The sequence below is a fragment of the Stenotrophomonas sp. YJH_SMC_32 genome (genome assembly GCF_059369975.1).
Genome location: NZ_JCAFTE010000002.1, coordinates 357,786 through 380,501 on the forward strand (window position 1 = coordinate 357,786; position 22,716 = coordinate 380,501).

Annotated in this window: 16 protein-coding genes and 3 tRNA genes; 8 read left to right on the forward strand and 11 right to left on the reverse strand. The window is 67.8% G+C overall.

What is annotated here, in order from left to right:
- Window positions 1–123: 123 nt before the first annotated feature.
- The 3 genes from AC5P7S_RS05740 to AC5P7S_RS05750 all read right to left on the reverse strand — a co-directional run bounded on the left by AC5P7S_RS05740 (window position 124) and on the right by AC5P7S_RS05750 (window position 5,471).
- Window positions 124–3,150 (reverse strand): ligand-binding sensor domain-containing diguanylate cyclase, encoded by a 3,027-nt coding sequence (locus AC5P7S_RS05740; protein WP_032954056.1) that lies wholly within the window; start codon window positions 3,148–3,150, stop codon window positions 124–126.
- A gap of 176 nt (window positions 3,151–3,326) precedes the next feature.
- Window positions 3,327–4,736, reverse strand: coding sequence for an ATP-binding protein (locus AC5P7S_RS05745; RefSeq protein ID WP_005415887.1), 1,410 nt, complete (start codon window positions 4,734–4,736; stop codon window positions 3,327–3,329).
- 6 nt (window positions 4,737–4,742) lie between these two features.
- Entirely contained in the window at window positions 4,743–5,471 is a 729-nt protein-coding gene (locus tag AC5P7S_RS05750; protein ID WP_005415886.1) for a response regulator, read from the reverse strand.
- Between the two features lie 204 nt (window positions 5,472–5,675).
- On the opposite strand from AC5P7S_RS05750, the gene AC5P7S_RS05755 reads away from it, so the two are divergent.
- From AC5P7S_RS05755 to AC5P7S_RS05765, 3 genes are read left to right on the forward strand one after another with little or no spacing between them, the layout of a single operon-like run.
- Window positions 5,676–6,917, forward strand: a complete 1,242-nt coding sequence (locus AC5P7S_RS05755; RefSeq protein WP_032954055.1) for an efflux RND transporter periplasmic adaptor subunit — start codon at window positions 5,676–5,678, stop codon at window positions 6,915–6,917.
- Window positions 6,914–8,872 carry a MacB family efflux pump subunit gene (locus AC5P7S_RS05760; protein WP_095378322.1) on the forward strand — a complete coding sequence of 653 codons (1,959 nt, stop codon included), beginning with the start codon at window positions 6,914–6,916 and terminating at the stop codon, window positions 8,870–8,872. Before AC5P7S_RS05755 ends, AC5P7S_RS05760 begins: the two co-directional genes overlap by 4 nt.
- Entirely contained in the window at window positions 8,869–10,308 is a 1,440-nt protein-coding gene (locus tag AC5P7S_RS05765; protein WP_069137975.1) for an efflux transporter outer membrane subunit, read from the forward strand. Before AC5P7S_RS05760 ends, AC5P7S_RS05765 begins: the two co-directional genes overlap by 4 nt.
- A gap of 132 nt (window positions 10,309–10,440) precedes the next feature.
- Here the strand turns inward: AC5P7S_RS05765 and rlmB are convergent, their stop codons facing one another.
- The 3 genes from rlmB to rnr form a co-directional block, all read right to left on the reverse strand.
- Window positions 10,441–11,184: a 23S rRNA (guanosine(2251)-2'-O)-methyltransferase RlmB gene (rlmB, locus tag AC5P7S_RS05770; RefSeq protein ID WP_005408775.1), complete on the reverse strand. Its 744-nt coding sequence runs from the start codon at window positions 11,182–11,184 to the stop codon at window positions 10,441–10,443.
- Between the two features lie 148 nt (window positions 11,185–11,332).
- Entirely contained in the window at window positions 11,333–11,815 is a 483-nt protein-coding gene (locus AC5P7S_RS05775; protein ID WP_095378323.1) for a GFA family protein, read from the reverse strand.
- Window positions 11,816–11,909: 94 nt separating this feature from the next.
- The gene (gene rnr, locus AC5P7S_RS05780) at window positions 11,910–14,375 is read right to left on the reverse strand and encodes a ribonuclease R (RefSeq protein ID WP_095378324.1); all 2,466 of its coding nucleotides are present in this window, start codon (window positions 14,373–14,375) and stop codon (window positions 11,910–11,912) included.
- 128 nt (window positions 14,376–14,503) lie between these two features.
- Between rnr and AC5P7S_RS05785 the strand changes: the two genes are divergently transcribed.
- Both AC5P7S_RS05785 and AC5P7S_RS05790 read left to right on the forward strand, forming a co-directional pair.
- A tRNA-Leu gene (locus tag AC5P7S_RS05785) sits at window positions 14,504–14,588 on the forward strand.
- A 161-nt stretch (window positions 14,589–14,749) separates the two neighbouring features.
- Window positions 14,750–14,834: transfer RNA gene (locus AC5P7S_RS05790), tRNA-Leu, on the forward strand.
- A gap of 56 nt (window positions 14,835–14,890) precedes the next feature.
- Here the strand turns inward: AC5P7S_RS05790 and AC5P7S_RS05795 are convergent.
- The gene (locus tag AC5P7S_RS05795) at window positions 14,891–15,637 is read right to left on the reverse strand and encodes a sulfite exporter TauE/SafE family protein (protein WP_095378325.1); all 747 of its coding nucleotides are present in this window, start codon (window positions 15,635–15,637) and stop codon (window positions 14,891–14,893) included.
- 99 nt (window positions 15,638–15,736) lie between these two features.
- Here AC5P7S_RS05795 and AC5P7S_RS05800 point away from each other — a divergent pair, with 99 nt between their 5' ends.
- Both AC5P7S_RS05800 and AC5P7S_RS05805 read left to right on the forward strand, forming a co-directional pair.
- Window positions 15,737–16,636: a LysR family transcriptional regulator gene (locus AC5P7S_RS05800; RefSeq protein WP_095378326.1), complete on the forward strand. Its 900-nt coding sequence runs from the start codon at window positions 15,737–15,739 to the stop codon at window positions 16,634–16,636.
- Between the two features lie 50 nt (window positions 16,637–16,686).
- Window positions 16,687–16,771 (forward strand) — tRNA-Leu (locus AC5P7S_RS05805).
- Window positions 16,772–16,928: 157 nt separating this feature from the next.
- On the opposite strand, the gene emrB is transcribed toward AC5P7S_RS05805, so the two are convergent.
- Genes emrB through emrR form a run of 4 tightly spaced genes read right to left on the reverse strand, consistent with a single transcriptional unit; the run spans window position 16,929 to window position 21,652 of the window.
- Window positions 16,929–18,518 carry a multidrug efflux MFS transporter permease subunit EmrB gene (gene emrB / locus AC5P7S_RS05810; RefSeq protein WP_065186080.1) on the reverse strand — a complete coding sequence of 530 codons (1,590 nt, stop codon included), beginning with the start codon at window positions 18,516–18,518 and terminating at the stop codon, window positions 16,929–16,931.
- A 7-nt stretch (window positions 18,519–18,525) separates the two neighbouring features.
- Complete coding sequence (gene emrA / locus AC5P7S_RS05815; RefSeq protein WP_095378327.1) at window positions 18,526–19,707, reverse strand: multidrug efflux MFS transporter periplasmic adaptor subunit EmrA; 1,182 nt, start codon at window positions 19,705–19,707, stop codon at window positions 18,526–18,528.
- Window positions 19,708–19,718: 11 nt separating this feature from the next.
- Complete coding sequence (gene emrC / locus AC5P7S_RS05820; protein WP_095378328.1) at window positions 19,719–21,212, reverse strand: multidrug efflux transporter outer membrane subunit EmrC; 1,494 nt, start codon at window positions 21,210–21,212, stop codon at window positions 19,719–19,721.
- Window positions 21,209–21,652, reverse strand: coding sequence for a multidrug efflux system transcriptional regulator EmrR (gene emrR / locus AC5P7S_RS05825; protein ID WP_005415875.1), 444 nt, complete (start codon window positions 21,650–21,652; stop codon window positions 21,209–21,211). The genes emrC and emrR overlap by 4 nt, the downstream gene beginning before the upstream one ends.
- A gap of 172 nt (window positions 21,653–21,824) precedes the next feature.
- Between emrR and AC5P7S_RS05830 the strand changes: the two genes are divergently transcribed.
- Window positions 21,825–22,706: a helix-turn-helix domain-containing protein gene (locus AC5P7S_RS05830; protein WP_170944941.1), complete on the forward strand. Its 882-nt coding sequence runs from the start codon at window positions 21,825–21,827 to the stop codon at window positions 22,704–22,706.
- Window positions 22,707–22,716: the final 10 nt, after the last annotated feature.

The following is a 22,716-nucleotide window of genomic DNA, read 5'->3' on the forward strand; positions in this document are numbered from 1 at the left end:
GCTGCGCTCGTTGGGGCTGCCGACGACCTCTGTGGTGGGTACTCCTTTGGTGGGTGCCGACCATTGGTCGGCACCGCCGGTTGGTGCGGCACTCCAGTAGATCCACGCCATGCGTGGATGCGATCAACCGATGCTCGTGCGATCGCGGCCGTCGCTCTTGGCGCGGTACAGCGCGCGGTCGGCGCGCTGGTACAGCAGCGCCGGGGTGCGGTCGTCGGCATCCAGCTCTACCAGGCCCGCACTGAAGGTCACACGCAGGCCCGCCACGCCGGCCCAATCGGGATGGTCATGGAACAGGCCACGCAGGCGCGCGCACAGCTGTGCGGCTTCCTCCAGGCGGGTGTCGTTGAGCAGCAGCGCGAACTCTTCGCCGCCGGTGCGCGCCGGCAGGTCGGAGTCGCGGCAGGCCGCTGCGATCAATGACGCCACCTGCACCAGCACGGCGTCGCCGATGCTGTGGCTGTGGCGGTCGTTGACCTCCTTGAAGTGATCGATGTCGAGCACCACCAGGCACAGCGGATGACCACTGCGCTGGGACCGGGCGAAGTCACGCGCCAGCGTTTCGTCGAAGGCGCGGCGATTGGCCAGGCCGGTCAGGGCATCCTCGCGGGCCTGCCGCTCGAAGGCTTCGGCCTGGCGCGCCAGGCGCTCGGCCAGTTCGGTCTTTTCCTGGTTCAGCGCCTGCAGGTGCACCGTCTTGGCCTGCAGGTCGAAGGTCGCTTCGTCCACCCGCCGTGCCAGGCGCAGGTTGCTGGCCTTCAGCTGCTGCAGCAGCAGCCGGTACAGCGCCACCAGTCCAGCCAGCAGCAGCATTCCCGCCAGCACCTGCACGCTGCGGCGCTGCCACCAGAACGGTTCCACGGTGAAGCTCCACACCGCCTCCTGTTGGCCCCAGCTGCCGCCGGGATGGGCGGCCGCCACATGCAGGGTGTAGTCGCCCGGCGGCAGGCCGACGAACTCGACGCTGCGCTGCGGGCCGCGCTCGACCCAGCCGGCATCCAGCCCGTCCAGCCGCGTGCGGTAGCGGATCCGGTCGGACATCAGATAGCTCAGGCCGACATAGCTCACCGCCAACCGGCGCCCCCCGGGAATATGGTTGCGATCTCGCCCTTCCCAATGCACCGGCGCGCCATCCACCTGCACGCTCTCGATCGCGGCCGGCGGCGATGGCCGCTCGCGGAAACGCTGCAGGCGCTGCGGGTCGACCGTGCTCAGGCCGCCTGCGGTGACCACCCAGAACGTGCCGTCCTGGCGCAGGATCGCCGATGGGCTGGAGCTGCCGTTGGCCTGTGCATTGGCCATGCCGTCGATCTCGTTGTAGCGCTCCACCCCCACCCGCGGCGTGCGGCCATCGGCCACGGCGTTGAGGGTGGCCATATCGGTGCGCAACACACCGCGATTGCTGCTGATCCACACATTGCCAAGGCGATCCGGCACCAGCTGGAACACCGCATCCACCGGCATGCCCTGCTCCAGGCCGACCCGCGCCAGCGCACCGTTGCGCCAACGGTACAGGCCACGATCACTGCTGATCCACATCGCGTCGCCCAGCTGGTGGAAGCCGAACACGCTGCGGCCACCGCCCAGCGGCGCCAGGTCGATCGACTGCACGTGGTCGCCGCGCAGCACGCGGATGCCTTCGATGGTGCCGATCCACAGGTTGCCCTGATGGTCATGCTCAAGCGCGGTGATCAGGCCGCCGGGCATGCCCGGCACGTTCGAGACCTGCACATGGTCGCCGTCGATGCGCACCACGCCCTTCTGCGTGCCGGCCCAGACCACGCCCTGGGAATCAACGCTGATCGCACGGATGTTGCCACCCGGCATGCCGTCGGCTGCCGCGTAGTTGTGGCGCAGGTGGCCGTCACGGCCGAGCCGGTAGACCCCATCGCCGAAGGTTCCGACCCACAGGTCACCGTCCGGCCCCTGTGCCAGGCTCAGCACCGAAGGTGCCTTGCCGCCGCGGTTGTGCAGCGGCATCGCCCGGAAACGGCCGTCCGCGGTCCGCATGTCAAGCCCGCTGGCGCTGCCGACCCACAGCTGGCGATCGCGATCCTCGAATACCGTGCGCACGTAATCGCCACTGAGCCCATCGCGCTCGGTGTAGCTGCTGAACAGTGTTTCGCGCAGGCGATAGAGCCCGCCGTTGGCGCCCACCCAGATGCTGCCTTCGGCATCCTCGCGCAGGCTGACCACGCGTCCGCCCGGCAGGTTCAGACCGGCCGGCAGTCGCTCCAGGCCATGTGCGGAGATGCGCAGCAGGCCCTGGTTCTCGGTGCCCAGCCACAGGTCACCGTGCCGGTCCTGCAGCATCGAGGTCATGTGCAGCTGGCCCGGCAGGCGGTGCACCAGCACCAGCTGGTCGTCCTCCACCCGGTACAGGCGCTCACCGGCGACGATCCACAACGCGCCATCCGGCGCACGGTAGGGCCACGACAGGCCACTGCCGGCACCCAGCCCCCATGCGGCGGGGGCGCGCTTGAGCACGCCATCGTTGTCGCGCAGCACCAGCCCGTCCAGCGTACCGACCCAGACCCGGTCCTGCGCATCGACCACCAGCCTGGTGAAGCTCATCGCCATCGGCAGGTCCGCCGCCGGCGCCTGGTAGACAATGCCGCTGTCCGGCGTCAGGTAGCCGATGCCCTTGCCTTCGTACAGCAGCCACAGCCGCCCCTGGCTGTCCATCTGCATGGACTGGATCAGCACCTGCGGCGTATCGGCCTGGTGCTCCCACACCCGCCATTGGCCATCACTGCCACGGTGGCTGACGTTGCCGCGCGAATCACTGATCCACAGTCCGCCCTGGCGGTCGACGAACAGGGCGCCGATGCCGTTGTCGCGCAGGCCCGGGCGCGTGCTGCGGTCGAACACGGTGAAATCCAGGCCGTTGTAGCGCACCAGCCCTTCCCAGGTGGCGAACCAGAGATGGCCTTCCGGCGTCTGCGCGATGTCGCGCAGCGAGTTGTGCGGCAGGCCGTTGCGCGAGGTCCATACATCGATGGCGTAGTCGCGCAGCGGGGGCGCGCCCTCCTGCGCAGCCAACGGCAGCGCAAGGGCCAGCAGCAGCCACAACAGGCCCTGCCGCAGTGCCCGCCTGAATCCTGATGCGCGGCGCTCCACCCAGCGCCTCTTGTCCCCCTGCCCGCCCATCACCGCAGCGGCGGCGGCCAGGTGCGGCTGCAGGACGCGGCAGCGTGCGGGAACAGCCGGGCAGCGTGCAATGGCATGCCGGCAGGAACGGGCTGGCTCATCGGGGGGAGACTGGGGAGATGCGCAGATGATAGGCCAAACCCCGGCCCCGGCGTCACCGTTCGCAGCGCGCCGACTCAGCCGGCGCGGCCGGGCGCCACCACCTGGGCACTGGCAGGCCACTGCACCACCGCCTCCAGGCCACCTTCGGCCCGGTTGCGCAGCCACAACCGGGCGCCGTCCTTCTCGGCCAGGGCGCGCGCGATGGTCAGGCCCAGGCCGGCCCCGCCGGTTTCGCGCGAACGCGAGGTCTCCACCCGCACGAACGGATCGAACACCGCCTCCAGCTGCTCTTCGGCCAGACCCGGGCCGTCATCGGCCACCACCACGGTAATCGCACCGCCGCTGCGCTCAACCCGCACCCGTGCCCGCTGCGCGTACATCACCGCGTTGTCCACCAGGTTGGAGAACAGCCGGTGCATGGCCAACGGACGCAACATCAGCACCGAACCACTGCCCCCTTCGAAGACCACATCACCGCCGCCTTCGGCGGCGTCCTCGACAATGCTCTCCAGCAGCGAATCCAGGTCCAAGGCGGCGCGCTGCTCGGCACTCTCGGCGCTGCGCGCCAGTTCCAGGCCCTCGCGCACCAGCGCCTGCATCGCCGCCAGGTCGCCGATCAGGCGCTCACGCAGGGCCTCGTCGCTGACATTCTCCAGGCGCAGGCGCAGCCGTGTCAGCGGCGTCTGCAGGTCGTGGGTGATCGCCGCCAGCATCTGCGTGCGTTCGGCCAGGTGCCGCTGCAGGCGGTGCTGCATGGCGTTGAAGGCTTCGGCGGCACGCTGCACTTCGCGCGGCCCGCGCAGTGGCAACGGGTCGCGCTGCAGGTCATCGCCAAGGTCTTCTGCGGCTGCGGCCAGTTCCTGCAGCGGCGCGCTGGCCATGCGCGCGACGATATAGGCCAGCACGGCAATCGCCAGCACCAGCAGGGTCAGGAACCATGGGTCCACGGCGAGGATGCCGTTGTGCGCCACCGCCGGCGAGTCCAGCGCCAGCTTCAGCAGCGTGCCGTCGTTGAGGGTCACGTCCACTGCACGGCATTTGGGCGGGATGAACGCGGGGTCGCGCTCGCGCGGCGGCCGCCGGTGGCCCGGCGGCGGCGGCGGCAGCAGCTCCTGCAGTTTGGGAATGCAGGAGCGGAACGAAGCGAAGTGCACGTGCGCGCGCGACACCGGCCCGGGGCGGTCTTCCAGCACTTCCATCAGCGCCGTGTCGGCACGCCCCAGGCGTGCGCCCGGCTGCAACGCGCGCACGCTCGGCCCGCCGATCGCCAGCAGGCGCTCGCGCAGCTCCGGATTGCCGTCCAGCAGGTTGACGTAGCCCTGCAGGCGGTCGGCGATGCGGTTCAGGTTCTGCCGCTCGAACTCCTGCTGGCGCTTGGAGGTGGCCAGCATGGTCGCGCCGATCGCAGCCACCGCCATGCCCAGCAGCAGGATCACGAACAACCGCCCGACCATCGAGGACAGGAAATGGCGCAGGCGCGTCATCGCGGTTTATTCCAGGTTGACCGACGAGGCCAGCACGTAGCCTTCGTTGCGCACGGTCTTGATCAGTCCATCCGGGCCACCATCGTCGCCCAGCTTGTTGCGCAGGCGGCTGACCTGCAGGTCGATCGCGCGGTCCTGAGCCTCGTAGTTGCGGCCACTGCTGAGCGCGACCAGCTGCTCGCGCGACAGCACCTTGTTGGCGTGGGCGATGAACACCCGCAGCAGGCGGAACTCGGCGCCGGACAGCACCACCACGCGGCCATCCGGATCGACCAGGTGGCGATGCTCGAGGTCGAATACCCAGCGCGAGAAACGCGCGCGGCGTACCGCCAGTGGTTCCAGGTTGGCCGGCAGCGCCTCAGTCCGGCGCAGCACGTTGCGGATGCGCGCCAGCAGCTCGCGCGGCTCGAACGGCTTGGCCAGGTAGTCGTCGGCGCCCATTTCCAGGCCCAGCACGCGGTCGATCGGCTCGGCCCGCGCGGTCAGCATGATCACCGGCGTGTTCGAACGTGCACGCAGGTCACGGCACAGGGTCAGACCATCCTCGCGCGGCAGGTTGAGGTCCAGCACGATCAGGTCCACGTGCTCGCGGTCCAGCAGTTGGCGCATGGCGGTGCCATCGGCCGCAGTGCTCACCTGGTAGCCGGCGCGGCCGAGCTGCTCGGCCAGCAGCGTGCGGATGTCGTTGTCGTCGTCGACGATCAGCAGTCGATGCATCGGGTTTTCAGTCTCCATGTCGCGATCATCCCGTGTCGGCAGCTGAACCGCATCCGGGGCAATGCGTACCAGTGTATCCACCCGCGGGCGGGATACCTGTGGTTACGCCTGTTCACCGACAGTGTTACATACAGACATACCCCGAGGATTGAGCCGTCCATCGCCCGGTCTTCACAATGCCCACCAACGCCGCCCTCGCGGCCTCGAGAGTGAAGCCACGACGTGACGTTCCGCCTGCTGCCAGCGACCCGCCGGAGTCGCCTGATGCTGATCGCCCTGCTCGCCCTGATCGTCGCCGCGACCGCCTGGTGGCTGCTGCGCAAGCCCGCCGCCCCGGCGGTGGCAACGTCGCCGGTCAGCCGCGGTGACATCGAACAAACGGTGGATGCCACCGGCGTGATCGACGCCTACAAGCTGGTCAGCGTCGGCGCGCAGGCCTCGGGCCAGATCAAATCGCTGAAGGTACAGCTGGGCGACACCGTGAAGGAAGGCGACCTGATCGCCGAGATCGATGCCACCACCCAGCAGAACCAGGTGCTCAACGCGCAGGCCTCGCTGGACCAGGTCACCGCCCAGCGCGCGGTGCAGCAAGCCACCCTGCGCCAGGCCGAACTGGAGTTCGCGCGCCAGCAGCAGATGCTGGCCGCCGAAGCCACCTCGCGCCAGGAATACGATGCCGCAGAAGCACAGCTGAAGACCGCCCGCGCCCAGCTGCAGTCCTACGAGGCGCAGATCAAGGGCCGCGAAACCGAGCTGGGCACCGCCCGCGCCAACCTGGCCTACACCCGCATCACCGCGCCGATGGACGGCACCGTGGTCGCGGTGGTGGCCGAGGAAGGCCGTACCGTGAACGCCAACCAGACCGCACCGACCATCGTCATGCTGGCGCGGCTGGACGTGGTCACCGTCAATGCCGAGATCTCCGAGGCCGACGTGGTCAAGATCAAGCCCGGCATGCCGGTGTACTTCACCACCCTGGGCGACCCGGACCGCAAGTATCACGCCACGCTGCGCCAGATCAATCCGGCGCCGGCCTCGATCGCCAACGAGAATTCGTCCAGCTCCAGCAGCTCCTCCAGCTCCAGCTCCAGCAGCGCGGTCTACTACAACGCGCTGTTTGATGTGGAAAACCCGGACGGCACGCTGCGTATCGACATGACCGCGCAGGTCTCGGTACTGCTCAAGCAGGCCAAGGGCGTGCTGATGGTGCCGGCGGTGGCACTGGGACCGAAGCGCCGTGGCGATGAGCGGATGGTGCGGGTGCTGGACGAGAAGGGCCAGCCGCAGCCGCGCAAGGTCACCGTCGGCATCAACAACGGCGCCTCGGCCGAGATCCTGTCCGGCTTGAAGGAAGGCGAGCGCGTGGTGGTCGGCGAAGCCGGTGCGGCCGGTGCCAGCGCCGGCGGCGGCAACCGCGGCGGCATGCAGATGCGGGTCGGCGGCCCGGGCATGGGGCGCCGATGAGCACGACGGCGCCGCTGCTGCGGCTGCGCGACCTGCGACGTGAATTCCCGGCCGGCGACGATGTGATCGCCGTGCTGCGCGACGTCCATCTCGACATCCACGCCGGCGAGATGGTCGCCATCGTCGGCCAGTCCGGCTCGGGCAAGTCGACGCTGATGAACATCCTCGGCTGCCTCGACCGTCCCACCCGCGGCAGCTACCAGGTGGCCGGCCGCGAAACCGGAAAGATGGAGCCGGACGAACTGGCCGAACTGCGCCGCGAGCATTTTGGTTTCATCTTCCAGCGCTACCACCTGCTCGGCGACCTCGACGCGCGCGGCAATGTGGAAGTGCCGGCGGTGTATGCCGGCAGTCCCGGCCCGGTGCGCAACGCGCGTGCCGAGCAACTGCTGCAGCGGCTGGGCCTGGGCGACCGCATGCATCACAAGCCGGGCCAGCTTTCCGGTGGCCAGCAGCAGCGCGTGTCGATCGCACGCGCCCTGATGAACGGCGGCGAGGTGATCCTGGCCGACGAACCAACAGGCGCGCTCGATACGAAATCCGGTGAGGAAGTGATGGCGATCCTCGGCGAACTGCATGCCGAAGGCCACACCATCATCATCGTCACCCACGACATGAGCGTGGCCCAGCACGCACAGCGCATCATCGAGATCCGCGATGGCGAGATCATTGCCGACCGCGCCAATCCGGATGCGCCGAGTTACCGCGCCCAGCGCGAAGCCAGTACCGGCGTCGCCCACGGCAACAGCTGGCGGGCGGCCCGCGACCGCTTCACCGAAGCATTCCGGATGGCGCTGCTGGCGATGAACGCCCATCGCCTGCGCACCTTCCTGACCATGCTCGGCATCATCATCGGCATCGCCTCGGTGGTCTCGGTGGTGGCGCTGGGCAATGGCTCGCAGCAGCAGATCCTGCAGAACATCAGCGCGCTCGGCACCAACACCATCGACGTCTATCCCGGCCGTGGTTTCGGCGACATGCGCTCGGCCCGGGTGCAGACGCTCAAGGCCAGCGATGCCGATGCACTGGCAAAGCAGAGCTATGTGGACAGCGCCACCCCCAGCGTATCGACCTCGGTCACCGCGCGTTATCGCAACCAGTCTTCCACTGCGCAGGTCAGCGGCGTCGGCGAGCAGTTCTTCCGGGTCAAGGGCGTGACTCTGCTCAGTGGCAGCTTCTTCGATGCCGATGCAGTCAAAGGCCTGGGCCAGGTGGCGGTGATCGACGAGAACACCCAGACCCAGTTCTTCCCCGATGTCGACCCGGTCGGACAGGTGATCCTGCTCGGCAACGTGCCGGCACGGGTGGTCGGCGTGGCCAAGCGCCAGAGTTTCGGCTTCGGTGGCAGCACCAGCCTCAGCGTCTGGGTGCCCTACACCACGGTGATGTCGCGCATGCTCGGCCAGAGCCATGTCTCCAGCATCACCGTGCGCGTGGACGACAACACACCGATGGATGCCGCTCAGGAAGCGATCACCCGCCTGCTGACGATGCGCCACGGCACCGAGGATTTCTTCCTCAGCAACAGCGCCGAGATCCGCGACACCATCGAGCAGACCACGCGCACGATGACCCTGCTGATCGGTGCCATCGCCGCCATCGCGCTGCTGGTCGGCGGCATCGGCGTGATGAACATCATGCTGGTGTCGGTGACCGAGCGCACCCGAGAGATCGGGGTGCGCATGGCCGTCGGTGCACGACAAAGTGATATCCGCCAGCAGTTCCTGATCGAAGCGGTGCTGGTGTGCCTGCTCGGTGGCGTGCTCGGCATCGGCCTGGCCCTGCTGCTGGGCTCGATGATCGGCCGCTTCGCCAGCGACTTCCAGGTGCTGTTCTCCACCGCCTCGATCATTGCCGCCTTCGCCTGCTCGACCCTGATCGGCGTGGCGTTCGGCTTCCTGCCCGCGCGCAATGCCGCGCAGCTTGACCCGGTGGAGGCCCTGGCACGCGAATGAAGATGATGACCCGACTGCCCTTCCCTGCCCCTTCGCGCCGGCTGCTGGCGGGTGCCGTTCTGCTCGCCCTGTCTGGCTGCGCCTCTGTCGGCCGCTATCCGGTGGCCGATCCCGATGTGGCGGCCCAGTATGGGCGTGGCGATGCCACCCTCAACGCACCGGCCGACGACCCGCGCAGCAGCCTGGACACACCGGGCCACGACATCCGTCAGGACACCTGGTGGACCGGCTTCGGCGATGAACGCCTGGACCGCCTGGTGGCGCAGGCGCTGGCCGCCAACAGCGACCTGGCCGCCGCCGGCCTGGCCGTGCAGCGTTCGCGCCTGCAGGCCGGCCTGGCCAGCAACGCGCTGTGGCCGCAGCCTTCGTCATCGGGCGTCAGCGGCAATGCCAGCCGCGCCACCGACCAGGCCGACGACTGGCGCCGCAGCTACTCCACCGGCGTTTCGCTGGGCTGGGAGGTCGATCTGTGGGGACGCCTGCGGACCCAGCGCGACATCGCCCGCTGGGAAGCCGAAGCCAGCGAGGAAGACCGGCAGAATACCGCCCTGCTGGTGATCAGCGACACCATCACCCAGTACTGGAACCTGGCCTACCTGAACCAGTCGATCGCCACCGGCCAGGCCAACCTGGAGCGGCTGGAGCGCACCCGCGAACTGGTGCAGGCCCGCTTCGACGCCGGTGCGGTATCGCGTCTGGAAGTGCGCCAGGCGCTGCAGAACCTGCAATCGCAGCGCGCCTCGCAGAGCGCGCTGGAACAGCAGCGGGTGGAGGTGCGCAACGCACTGACCGTGCTGCTGGACGGCACGCCCTGGCCCCAGCAGGACGAACCTCAGGACCTGCTGGGCGCACGCAGCCCGCGCATTGTCGAGGGGCTGCCGGCCGACCTGCTCGGCCGCCGCCCCGACCTGCGTGCGGCAGAACTCCGCCTGCGCAACAGCCTGAAGACCATCAAGGTCACCGCCACCCAGTACTACCCGGCGCTGAGCCTGACCGGCAGCCTCGGTTCCAGTGCGACCTCGCTGGGCGATGTACTGCGCAATCCGGTGGCCACGCTGGGTGCCGGCCTTTCGCTGCCATTCCTCAACCTGCAGCGCGCGCAGCTGGATACCGATATCGCCGGCACCAGCTATCAGATCGCCGCGACCAATTTCCGCAAGACGCTGTACACCGCGCTCTCGGAAGTGGACAACGCACTGTCCGCGCGCGAGCAGCTGGCGCGCCAGGTCGCTGCCTCGCAGGCTTCGTACGAGGAAGCGGTGGAAGTGGAGCGCGCGCAGGAAGTGCGTTATCGCGTGGGTGCTACCGATCTGCGCACCTGGCTGGAAGCGCAGCAGACCCGGCGCGATGCAGAGCTGTCGCTGGCGCGCGTGCGCCAGGGCCAGCTGAACAACGACGTGACCCTGTTCAAGGCACTGGGTGGCAGCGCGGGCTGAGGCGGCAAGAGCGCCAACCAAGGTTGGCGACTACCGGTAGGTGTCGACCTTGGTCGACACGGCACATGGAAAAGGGGTCGGATCCCTCGCCTGCGGAGAGGGATCTGACCCCGATCACGTCGCGCCGGCGGATCAACCGCGCTGGCGCACGGCCTCGAACAGGCTGACGCCGGCGGCGACGGAGACATTCAGGCTCTCGATCTCGCCCGGCATCGGGATCTTGACCAGGCCATCGCAGTTCTCGCGGGTCAGGCGGCGCAGGCCGTCGGCTTCGCCGCCCAGCACCAGCGCGATGTTGCCCTTCAGGTCCAGCTGGTACAGCGAGGCGGTGGCTTCACCGGCCAGGCCGTAGATCCACACGCCCTGCTTCTGCAGGTCCTTCAGGCAGCGCGACAGGTTGGTTACCGCCACCACCGGGATGAGGTCGGCGGCGCCGGCCGAGGTCTTGCGCACGGTCGCGTTGACCGTGGCCGACTTGTCCTTGGGGATGATCACTGCAGTCGCACCGGCCGCAGCCGCCGAGCGCAGGCAGGCACCCAGGTTGTGCGGGTCCTGCACCTCATCCAGCACCAGCAGCAGCGCCTTGCCCTCGGCCGCAGTGACCAGGCCTTCCAGCTCGTTCTCGCTGTAGGTGCGGGCGGCGGCATAGCGCGCGGCCACGCCCTGGTGGCGCACCGAGCCTCCCACACCGTCCAGCGCCTGGCTGTTCACCTTGCGCACGTCGATGCCCTTGCGGCGGGCGTTTTCCTCGATCTCGGTCAGGCGCGGGTTCTTCGCTCCGGCCTCGACCAGCACTTCGCGGACGTTCTCGGCGTCGTTCTCGATGGAGGAGGCGACGGCGTTGACGCCGACGATCCACTGGCTGTTCTTGCTCATGCGGGCGGGGACCGGAAAGGGGGTGGCTATGGTAGAGCATCGGCGGTCCGGGCGCTGCCGCGCCCCGCCTCCCTGTACAGCCGAGCCTGCGCTCGGCTGTCCTGGGTTCAGCCTGCGGCGACAGCGTGGAGATGGCGCTACAGGTGCGTCACCGGCTGCGCGGTGGCCAGTGCGGCGTGTCGTGGTCGGGGTGCTGGTGGGACACGATCGTGGCCAGGAAGTCCAGGGCCGCGATGTCCTCCTCGGTACGCCGTACGGGCAGGCTGGCCAGGCCGTCGACGAAGGGCAGCTTGCGCTCGACCCCGTACTGGATCGTCGGAGGCAGGCGTTCGGCTTCGTCGAACGCGCCGGCAGCCACCGCCACGCCATCGGGCGCTTCGTAGGTCAATGGCGTGCCGCAGTCGGCGCAGAAGCCACGCCGCACCACGTTGGACGACTGGAAATAGCGCGGCTGGCCGCGGGTCCAGCTGAACTGCACGCCGCGCACCGACACCAAGGGCGCGTAGAAGGCACCAAAGGCCTTCTGGCACATCCGGCAATGGCAGATCGAGCTGTCGGTCAGCGCACCACGCACGCGGAAGCGGATCGCGCCGCACTGGCAGCCGCCGCTGTATTCGGGTTGGCCTTGCATGCGATGTCTCCTGGTGGTGCCGGCCGCTGGCCGGCAACCCGTCGGTGCCGAGGGTGCCATGGATGCCGGCCAGCGGCCGGCACTACCACGGTCATCAATATTTCTCTTTCTTCCGCTTGGCCGGCTTGCCCCGCTCAGGCAGCGGCGGCAGCCCGTCACCCTCGTCCTCGCCCTTGTGTTCGACCAGCCGGAAGTCGATCTTGCGCTCTTCCATGCTGGCCTTCAGCACCAGGATGCGCACGCGGTCGCCCAGCCGGTAGCTGCCGCCGCGGCGTTCGCCGGTCAGCGTCTTGCGGGTGGCGTCGAACTTGTAATAGTCCTGCGGCAGCTGGGTCACGTGGACCAGGCCCTGCACCTTGGAATCATCCAGTTCCACGAACAGGCCGAAGCTGGTCACGCCGCTGATCACGCCGTCGAACTGGCCACCGACATGCTTCTCCATCCAAGCCGCGCGGTAGCGCTCGTCGACCTCGCGCTCGGCCTCGTCGGCACGACGCTCGCGCTCGGAACACTGCAGCGCCAGCGCGGCCATCTCGCGGGCGTTGTAGGTGAACTTGTCCAGCGGCTTGCCGGACAGCGCGTGCTTGATCGCACGGTGTACCAGCAGGTCGGGATAACGACGGATCGGCGAGGTGAAGTGCGCGTACGCCTCCAGCGCCAGGCCGAAGTGACCGTGGTTGTCCGGGCTGTAGACCGCCAGGCTCTGGCTGCGCAGCAGCACCGATTCCAGCAGCGTGGCATCGGGGCGGTCGCGGATCTTCTTCAGCAGCTTGGTGTAGTCGCCCGGGCGCACCTTCGACCACGGCGGCAGGCTCAGCTTGAACTCCTTGAGGAATTCCAGCAGGTCGGCGAACTTGGTCTCCGGCGGCTTCTCGTGGACGCGGTACGGGGCCGGCACGTGGCGCGACAGCAGGTACCTGGCCGCCTCCACGTTGGCCGCGATCATGCATTCCTCGATCAGCTTGTGCGCATCGTTGCGCACCAGCATGCCGGCCTGGGTCACCTCGCCACGGTTGTCCAGCACGAAGCGCACTTCGCTGCTTTCAAACTCGATGGCGCCGCGCTTGGCACGCGCCTTGGACAGCACCTTGTACAGCTGGTGCAGGCGCTGCACCTGCGGCAGCAGCCCGCCCATCCAGGCCTTGGTATCGGCATCGTCCTCGCCCACCGCCTTCCACACCTGGGTGTAGGTCAGGCGCGCGTGCGAGTTCATCACTGCTTCGTAGAAGCGCGAATGGGTGACCACGCCATCACGGTCGATCTGCATGTCACAGACAAAGCACATCCGATCGACCTTGGGCATCAGCGAGCAGATGCCGTTGGACAGCGTCTCCGGCAGCATCGGCACCACGAAGCCCGGGAAGTACACCGAGGTGGCGCGCTTCTGCGCTTCCTCATCCAGCGGCGTACCGGGGCGCACGTAGTTGGAGACATCGGCAATGGCCACCACCAGGCGGAAACCGTCGGCATTCGGCTCGCAGTACACCGCGTCGTCGAAGTCCTTGGCATCCTCGCCGTCAATGGTGACCAGCGGCGTGCTGCGCAGGTCGACACGGTCGCCGATCATTGCCGGCTCGACCACCATCGGCACCGAGGCGGCTTCGTCCAGCACCTCCTGCGGGAACTCGAACGGCAGCTCGTGGCCGTGGATGGCGGTCTCCACCACCAGCGATGCGGTCAGCTTGTCGCCCAGCACGGCGATGATGCGGCCGATCGGCGGGCGGCGGCTGTCCGGGGCCTGGGTCAGTTCGCAGACCACCAGCTGGCCGTCGCGCGCGCCACCGGTCTGGTCCGGCGGCACCTGCACGTTGCGCTGCACGCGCTTGTCATCGGGCACCACGTAGTTGATGCCCATCTCGATGCTGAAGCGGCCGATCAGGCGGGTCATGCCGCGTTCGAGCACGCGCGCAATGCTGCCCTCGCGACGGCCCCGGTGATCGATGCCGGTCACGCGGGCGAGCACCTTGTCGCCGTGCATCACCTTGCGCATTTCATACGGCGGCAGGAACAGGTCGTCGCCGCCCTCGACCGGACGCAGGAAACCGAACCCTTCCGGGTTGGCGATCACCACGCCGGTAACCAGGTTCAGGGTCTGGATCGGGGCGAAACCGCCGCGGCGGTTCTGCACCAGTTGACCATCGCGGACCATGGCACCAAGCCGGCGCGACAGCGCCTCGGCCCGATCCGGTGCGGTCAGGCCCAGGCGTGCACCCAGTTCCTCGGCGGTCTGCGGCCCTTCGCAGCGCTCCAGCAGGGCCAGGATGGCCTCGCGGCTGGCGATGGGCTGTTCGTATTTCTCGGCTTCGCGGGCGGCATAGGGATCGTCGATCACCTTGCCGGCCGGCGGCAGCTTGCGGCCCGGGGCCGGGCCGGGTGCTGCCGCATCAGCGGTGCGGACCTTGCGGCCGCGTGGCGGCGCACCGCCTTCATTCAATTCTGGGAACCAGCCCGGCAACGGCTTGCCCGGCTTGGTGGTGCGGGCTGCGCCCGCCTTCGGGCCCTTCTTCGGGCCTTGGCTGCGGGACTTGCTCCCGCCCTTGCTTGGTTTTTTGGTAGTCATCGCCCTACATGGTAGCCGTTGACGGCGTGCAGAACGGGTCAGCGCCCGCCTTGGAGGCGTTGGATGAAATAATTTCAGGAAGTCGTTGACAGCTCCCGGATTCATCTTCACAATTGCGCCTCTGGAACGCCCAGGTGGCGGAATTGGTAGACGCACTAGTTTCAGGTACTAGCGGGTAAAACCGTGGAGGTTCGAGTCCTCTCCTGGGCACCAACGAAAAAACTCCTCGCTTCGGCGGGGATTTTTTTTGCCTGCGATCCGGCGCTCTGGCTCTGGGGTCAGAGCCCCTTTCGCAAGCGAAACGGGATCCGACCCCGGCGCTGCAAAAGGTGTTGACACCCCCATAACGACACCCCATAATCTCGCTCCTCGACGCCCAGGTGGCGGAATTGGTAGACGCACTAGTTTCAGGTACTAGCGGGTAAAACCGTGGAGGTTCGAGTCCTCTCCTGGGCACCACGTCGAGAATGAGAAAGACCCGCGAAAGCGGGTTTTTTCATGCCCGGAATTTGGCATCAGAACAATGGCCGCAGCACCAGCTCCAGGCCGAGCAGCAGCAGGAAGCCAAGGAAGCACGCCCGAAACACCCGTGCGCTGATGCGCTGCCGGATCACCTGCCCCAGCCACATGCCCAGCAGTGCCGGCACCACCGCCAGTGCACTCAAGCCCAGCTGCTGGATGCCGAACGCACCGTGCAGCACCAGGCCCGTGGTCAGTGCAATCGTCGATACGGTGAACGCCAGCCCGAGCGCCTGCACCAGTTCTTCGCGCTGCAACCCCAGTGATTGCAGGTACGGCACCGCCGGCATCACGAACACGCCGGTGGCGCCGGTCACTACGCCGGACAGCGCGCCCACCAGCGGCCCCAGCCAGCGCTCGCTCCGCTGCGGCACGCGGAACACCGGCGCAAGCAACGCATAGGCGGCATAGACCATCAGGGCCACGCCCAGCGCAACGCGCGACCCGCTGCGATCGACCCGTACCAGCAGCGCTGCCGAACCCAGCGTCACCACCACCACGGCCAGCATCATCGGCCACAGGCGCCGCACGATGGGGCCCAGCGCTGGCCCGGACAACAGCTGCCACACATTGGTGACGAAGGTCGGAATGAACAGCATCGACGCTGCCGCCACCGGCGACAGCGTACTGCCCAGCACCCCCATCGCCACCGTCGGCAACCCCATGCCGGTCACCCCCTTGACCACGCCGGCCAATACGAACACCAGCACCAGCAGCCCATAGAAGTACATCGATTCATTCATGCCTTCATTGGATCGGGCCGTCGCCCGGCGCACAATGCGGTCTTCCCGGCCCTGCCTTCGGCTGATCCGAAGGCTCAGCCGTTGCGACGAGGGCATCACATGCGGATGGACATCGCCGACCTGCGCCTGTTCCTGGCAATCGCCGAGGCGGGCAGCATCACTGCCGGCGCAACGCAGGCGAACCTGGCCCTGGGTTCGGCCAGCGAGCGGCTGCGCACGATCGAAGCCGATGCCGGCACCCCGCTGCTGAACCGGCATCCACGTGGCGTCAGCCTGACTGAAGCCGGCGCCGCCCTCGCCCACCATGCACGCCTGATCCTGCAACAGCAGGCGCAGCTGCGCGGCGAACTGCAGGCATTCGCGCAGGGGGCGCGCGGCACCCTGCATCTGTATGCCAACACCGCAGCACTGACCAGCTACCTGCCCTCGCGGCTCGCACCGTGGTTGGCCGAACGCCCCCGCCTGCACGTCGAACTGCTGGAACGCACCAGCCCCGAAGTCGTGCGTGCAATCAGCGCTGGCCAGGCCGAGGCCGGCATCATCAGTGATGCGGTCGACGCCACCGGCCTGCAGCAGCATGTGGTGGCCGAAGATCCGCTGGTGATGCTGCTGCCTGCCGATCACCGGTTTGCATCACTGCGCAGCGTGACCTTCGCCGATGCCGCCGGCGAGACCTTCGTTGCCCTGGCCGATGGCAATGCACTGCAGACCTACATCGAAGACCAGGCGCGCGACATCGGTCGCCGACTGGACGTGCGCATCCGCATGAAGACCTTCGAGGGCGTCTGCATCATGGTCGGCCACGGCATCGGTGTCGGCATCGTGCCGCGGAGCATCGCGCGCCAGCATCGACGCAGTACGCATACCGTTGCGGTGCCGCTTGCCGATGCGTGGGCACAACGCCGCCTGTGCGCCTGTTTCGCCGGGTGGGCGCAGCTGTCACCGGCGATGCGCAGCCTGCTGCACCACCTGGGCGTGCAAGCGCAGAAAAAAGTGTGAAATGTTGTTGACACACTCTCTGCCGTGCCGCACAATTCTTCTCCTGAGTCGCCCAGGTGGCGGAATTGGTAGACGCACTAGTTTCAGGTACTAGCGGGTAAAACCGTGGAGGTTCGAGTCCTCTCCTGGGCACCACGACTCAAGATGATCAAACCCGCGAAAGCGGGTTTTTTCGTTTCTGGGATTCGGGAACCCACACGACCCCGGGATCCATCCACGCATGGCGTGGATCTACCAAAAGAAAAACCCCGCCTTGCGGCGGGGTTTTGTGCGTTTCAACGCCAATGGTCGATCAATGCCCACCGCCCGCGGACGCCGCACCCGCGCCTGCGCCGAACGGCGGCTTGGCCAGCCACAGGAAGGTGATGATCGCCAGGAAGATCCAGCCCAGCAGGAAGAAGATGTCGTTGAAGCCCATCTGCGATGCCTGGTGGTTGATCATGTTGTTCAGTACCGCCGCGCCATGTTGCAGGTCGCCCTGCCCCATTGCAGTGACCTGCTCCTGCATGCCCGGCTGATAGGCCGAGATGTGCTCGGTCAGGTCGGCATGGTGCACCTGGGTACGCCGCGCCCACAGCCACGTCGTCAGCGAGGCCGCGAAGCTGCCGCCCAGCGTGCGCAGGAACGTCGCCAGGCCGGAGCCCGCCGCGATCTCGCGCCCATCCAGGTCCGACAGCAGGATCTGCAGCACCGGCATGAAGAACAGCGCCACGCCAATGCCCATGATCAGCTGCACGCCGGCCACGTGCATGTAGTCCACCTGCAGGTTGAAGTTCGAGCGCAGGAAGCTGGTCATCGACAGCACGATGAACGCCACGGTGGCCAGCATGCGCATATCGAAGCGCGACGCATACTTGCCCACGAACGGCGTCATGATCACCGGCAGGATGCCGATCGGTGCGGTCGCCAGGCCTGCCCAGATCGCGGTATAGCCCATGTCACGCTGCAGCCACTGCGGAATCAGCAACGCCACGCTGAAGAACGCCGCATAGGCCACCACCATCGCCAGCGTGCCGGCACGGAAGTTGCGGTGCCGGAACAGCTTCAGGTCGACGATCGGATCCTTGTCGGTCAGTTCCCAGATCAGGAACACCGTCAGCGTCACCACCGCCACGCAGGCCAGCACCACGATCTTCATCGACGAGAACCAGTCCTCGTCGTTGCCCAGGTCGAGCACCAGCTGCAGCGCGCCGACACCGATCACCAGCGTGATCAGGCCGACGTAGTCCATCTTCGGCTTCTCGATCTGCTCCGGGCGTCCCTTCAGCTGGTTGCCCACCACCAGCGCGGCGAAGATGCCCAGTGGCACGTTGATCAGGAAGATCCATTCCCAGCTGTAGTTGTCGGTGATCCAGCCACCGAGGATCGGGCCGCAGATCGGCGCCACCACCGTGATCATCGCCAGCAGCGCCAATGCCTGCCCGCGCTTCTCACGTGGATAGATCGAGACCAGCAGCGACTGCGTGATCGGGTACATCGGGCCGGCCACGAAGCCCTGCAGCGCACGCGACACCACCAGCATGCCCATGCTCTGCGCAAGGCCGCACAGCAGCGAGGTGATGACGAAGGCCAGGGTCGCCCAGACGAACAGTTTGCGTTCGCCGAAACGGCGGCTGAGCCAGCCGGTCAGCGGCAGCGCGATGGCCGTGCTGACCGCGAACGAGGTGATGACCCAGGTCGCCTGCTGCGAACTGGCACCGAGGTTGCCGGCGATGGTCGGCAGCGAGACGTTGGCGATGGTGGTGTCGAGCACCTGCATGAACGACGCCATCGCCAGGCCGACGGTGCACAGGGCGACGCTGGGCGGCAGGAACCCGGAGGCCGCAGCCGGCGCCGCCGGTGCGCCCGGAGCGCCGGGCGCGGCTGGAGCTTGTGCGGACATGGCGACCTCAGCCCACCTTCGCCTGCTGCTGCGGCAGGTTGCCCTGGATGATCGTGTGGATCACCTCGTCGGCATCATGCAGCTGCTTGGCATACACGTCGGTGTCGAACACCGTGCCCTTGGCCGGGGTGCTCGGCAGCACTTCGCCCTTCTGGTCGCGCAGGCTCACTTCGGCCTTCATCGACAGGCCGATGCGCAGCGGGTGCTCGGCCAGCTGCTTGGCATCGATGGCGATGCGCACCGGTACGCGCTGCACGATCTTGATCCAGTTGCCGCTGGCGTTCTGTGCCGGCAGCAGCGAGAACGCCGAGCCGGTGCCCAGGCCCAGGCTCTGGATGCGCCCCTTGTACTTCACGTCGCCGGCGTACAGGTCCGACTTCAGCTCCACTTCCTGGCCCAGGCGCATGTGGCGCAGCTGGGTTTCCTTGAAGTTGGCCTCGACCCACATCTGATCGGTCGGCACCACGGCCATCAGCGCATTGCCCGGCTGCACGCGCTGGCCGACCTGCACCGAACGACGGGCGACGTAGCCGGAGACCGGCGCAACGATGCCGGCGCGGGCATTGTTGAGGAAGGCCTGGCGCAGCTGCGCAGCGGCGGCCTGCACATCCGGCTGGGTGGCGATCACGGTGTCGTCGACCAGCGCACGGTTGCGCTCGACGGTCTCGCGTGAACCGGCCACGGCGGCTTCGGCCGCGGCCAGCTCGTCGCGGGCGTGGGCCAGTTCTTCGTTGGAGATGGCGCCGGTGGCGGCCAGGTCCTTGCGGCGGGCGTAGTCTTCGCGCACGCGCTTGAGGGTCACCTGGCGGGCGTTCAGGTCCGCCTGCGCGCCTTCCACGCTGCGGTACAGGCCGCGGGTCTGGCGCACGGTCTTGGCCAGGTTGGCTTCGGCCTGCTGCAGCGCCACTGCGGTGTCGGACGGGTCCAGCTGCACCAGCAGCTGGCCGCGCTCCACGCGCATGCCGTCATCGGCATTGATGGCGACCACGGTGCCGGCCACCAGCGGGGTGATCTGCACCTGGTTGCCCTGCACGTAGGCATCGTCGGTCTCTTCGAACCAACGGCCGAACATGAAGTACCACAGCGCCAAAGCGGCAAGCAGCAGCACGACGATCACGAACAGGCCGCGCAGCAGGTTGCCGCGGCGGTTGGGGGCGGCCGGGGCCGCGGTGTCTTGGGTCTGGCTCATGTCGGAGATCTTCAGGAATGCGAGGAATCGGAATGGGAGGCGATCGGTGCGCGGTCGGCGTCAGTGGGCTGGAAACCACCGCCCAGCGCCTTGCTCAGGCGCACCGAGGACTGCACCTGCTGCGACTGCAGGCCGGCCAGCTGCTGCTGCGACTGCAGCAGGGTGGACTGCGCGGTCAGCACGTCCAGGTAGCTGCCGATGCCGGCGCGGTAGCGCTGCTGGGCCAGGTCGAAGGCAGCGCGTGCGGTGTCCACCGCCTGCTGCTGCGACTGCGCCTGCTGTGCCAGCGAGCGCACCGCGTTGACCTGGTCGGCCACATCACGCAGCGCATCGAGCACGGTCTGGTTGTAGTTGGCCACCGCCAGGTCGTACTGCGCATCGGTATTGGCCAGGTTGGCGCGCAGCTTGCCGCCCTCGAAGATCGGCAGGCTCAGCGCCGGGCCGATATAGGCAAAGGTGGAGCTGCTCTTCAGCAGGTCGCCCACGTTCGGGGCGACCACGCCGGCCAGCGCGGTCAGGTTGAAGCTCGGGTAGAACTTGGTCTTGGCAACCTTGATCTGCTTGTCGGCCGCTTCAACGCGCCAGCGTGCGGCGACGATGTCGGGGCGGCGGCCAAGCAGTTCGCTGGGCAGCACGCCCGGCAGCTGCAGTGCCACCGGATTCAGCGGCTGCGGGCGCTGGATCGACAGGCCACGGTCCGGGCCCTTGCCGACCAGCGCGGCCAGCGCGGTGCGGGCGGCGTCGATACGCTGCTGGGCGGCCTGCACCTGCTGCTGCGCGGCCGGCACACGGGCCTCGGCCTGGCGCACCTGCAGATCACTGTCGATGCCGGCGCGGCGGCGCTGGCGGGTCAGTTCAAGTGACTTCTGCGAACGGCTCAGCTCTTCCTCGGCCACGTCGTTGAGCTGCCACGCGTAGGCCAGGTCGGCATAGGCCTGGGTGATGCCAGTGGACAGGTTCAGGCGTGCAGCCTGCGCTTCAACGGTGGCGGCGTGCGCACCGTCCACGGCGGCTTCCCAGGCGGCGCGCTTGCCGCCCCACAGGTCCACGCCATAACTGAAGTCGAAGGCGACCTGGCTGCTGCCGCCGTAACGGCCACCCATCTCGCTGCCGACCATCGATTCGGGCAGGCGCAGGCCGGTGTAGCCACCGGACACCGACAGGCTCGGCAGTTCGTCGGCACGTGCGGTGCCGACCTGGGCCTGGGCCTGGCGCAGGCGGGCATCGGCGGCGTCAAGGCTCGGGTGGCCGGCCAGGCCCTCGGCGACCAGCGCGTCCAACTGCGCATCACCCAGTGCCTTCCACCAGTCCTGCGCCGGGAAGCCGGTGGCGCTCAGGTCGGTGTCGGCCAGGGTGCGTTCGCTGTGCAGGCTGTCCAGGTCAAGCACGTGGTCCTGCGGGTTGAGGCCACGACTGCTGGCGCAGGCGGCCAGGGCCAGGGCCAGCGCTGACACCAGCAGCGCGCGCCCGGACCGGCGGAAAGTGGAATGCGGGATCGGGTTCATGGGGTCGTCAGTGAATCGCGGATTCGGGTAAGGAGGGACAGCAGCAGCGTGCGTTCGTCGGCGGAAAGATCACGCAGGGCGTAATCCATCACCGCGTCGCCACGCAGCTTCAAGCGCGCCCACAGCGCGCGGCCTTCGTCGGTCAGCACGATCTGCAATGCCCGCCGGTCCTGCGCATGCGGTTCGCGGCGGACGCAGCCCAGCGCTTCGAGCTTGTCCAGCAGCCGGGTCACCGCGCTGGGCACCTGATCGATGGCCTGGGCCAGTTCGTTGGCGGTGCACGGCGCCATGTTCGAAAGCACCTTCAACCCGATGTAGTGGGTGAAGCCGATGCCCAGATCTTCTTCAGCCATGGACGCGTCGAGTTGGCGGACCAGGCCGTCGCGCACCTGGCGCAGCAGCAGGCCGAAGCTGGGGGGAGTGGTTGCAGGACAGATCATGGGGGAGCATTCTCTTCCAAAAAAAATATTTCTCAATGGAAATATTTGATCTGGCATCGAATGCTGTGTTGCAGCAGTGGGCTGGATCGGTGAAGGCGCCTACCTTAATGACCTGGTCAGGTGGCCCGGTAGTACAATCCAGCCAATGGATGACACATTTCAGCCAGCACACATGATGAACAAGGCAGAAATCCCTACTCCCAAACGCCTGCTCAGGGACGAGGCACTGGACTGGTTCGAGCGCAACGACGGTCCCCCGGTGGTCGGTTTCCGTTTCGACAGCCCGCAAGGGCTGGTCCGTGAAGTGGATTGGCATCATCACCAGCGCGCGCAGCTGATCTGCGTCGAGCGCGGCCTGCTGACCACCCGTACCTCGCACGGCACCTGGTCGCTGGCGCCGGGCTCGGCCGGCTGGATGCCACCGTTGGAGCCGCACACGGTCACCCTCGACGGCCCCCTGCGTGGCTGGGGCATGGCGCTGGCGGCTCCGGTCTGCGCCACCCTGCCCTCCGATCCCTGCGTGCTGGGCCTGTCCAAGCTGGCGCAGGCGCTCGCCGACCGCATCTGTGACTGGCCACCGGGCTACGACACCACCTTCGAACGCCAGCACATCATCGAAGTGCTGGTGGACGAGATCCGCACAGCGCCACGCCAGCGCATGCACCTGCCGATGCCGCATGACCGGCGCCTGCTGAAGATCGCCTCGCAGCTGCTGGCCGACCCGTCCGACGAACGCAGCCTGGCCGAATGGGCGCACTGGGCCGGCCTGTCACCGCGCAGCCTGACCCGCCACTTCCGCGACGAGACCACGCTCAGCTTCGCCCAGTGGCGGCAGCAGGCCCGGCTCTCCGAAGCCCTGCGCCAGTTGACCGATGGCCGCAGCGTCGCCGACATCGCCCACGCACTGGGCTTCAGCAGCGCCAGCGCCTTCGTCACCGTGTTCCGCCGCCACTTCGGGCTGCCACCGGGGCGCTACCTGGCGCGGGCCGGCCACGGCCTGGAAACCGGGCTGGACCCTGCGCGCGGCTTGGCATCCCCCGCCGCATCCGGATAATCACAGGATT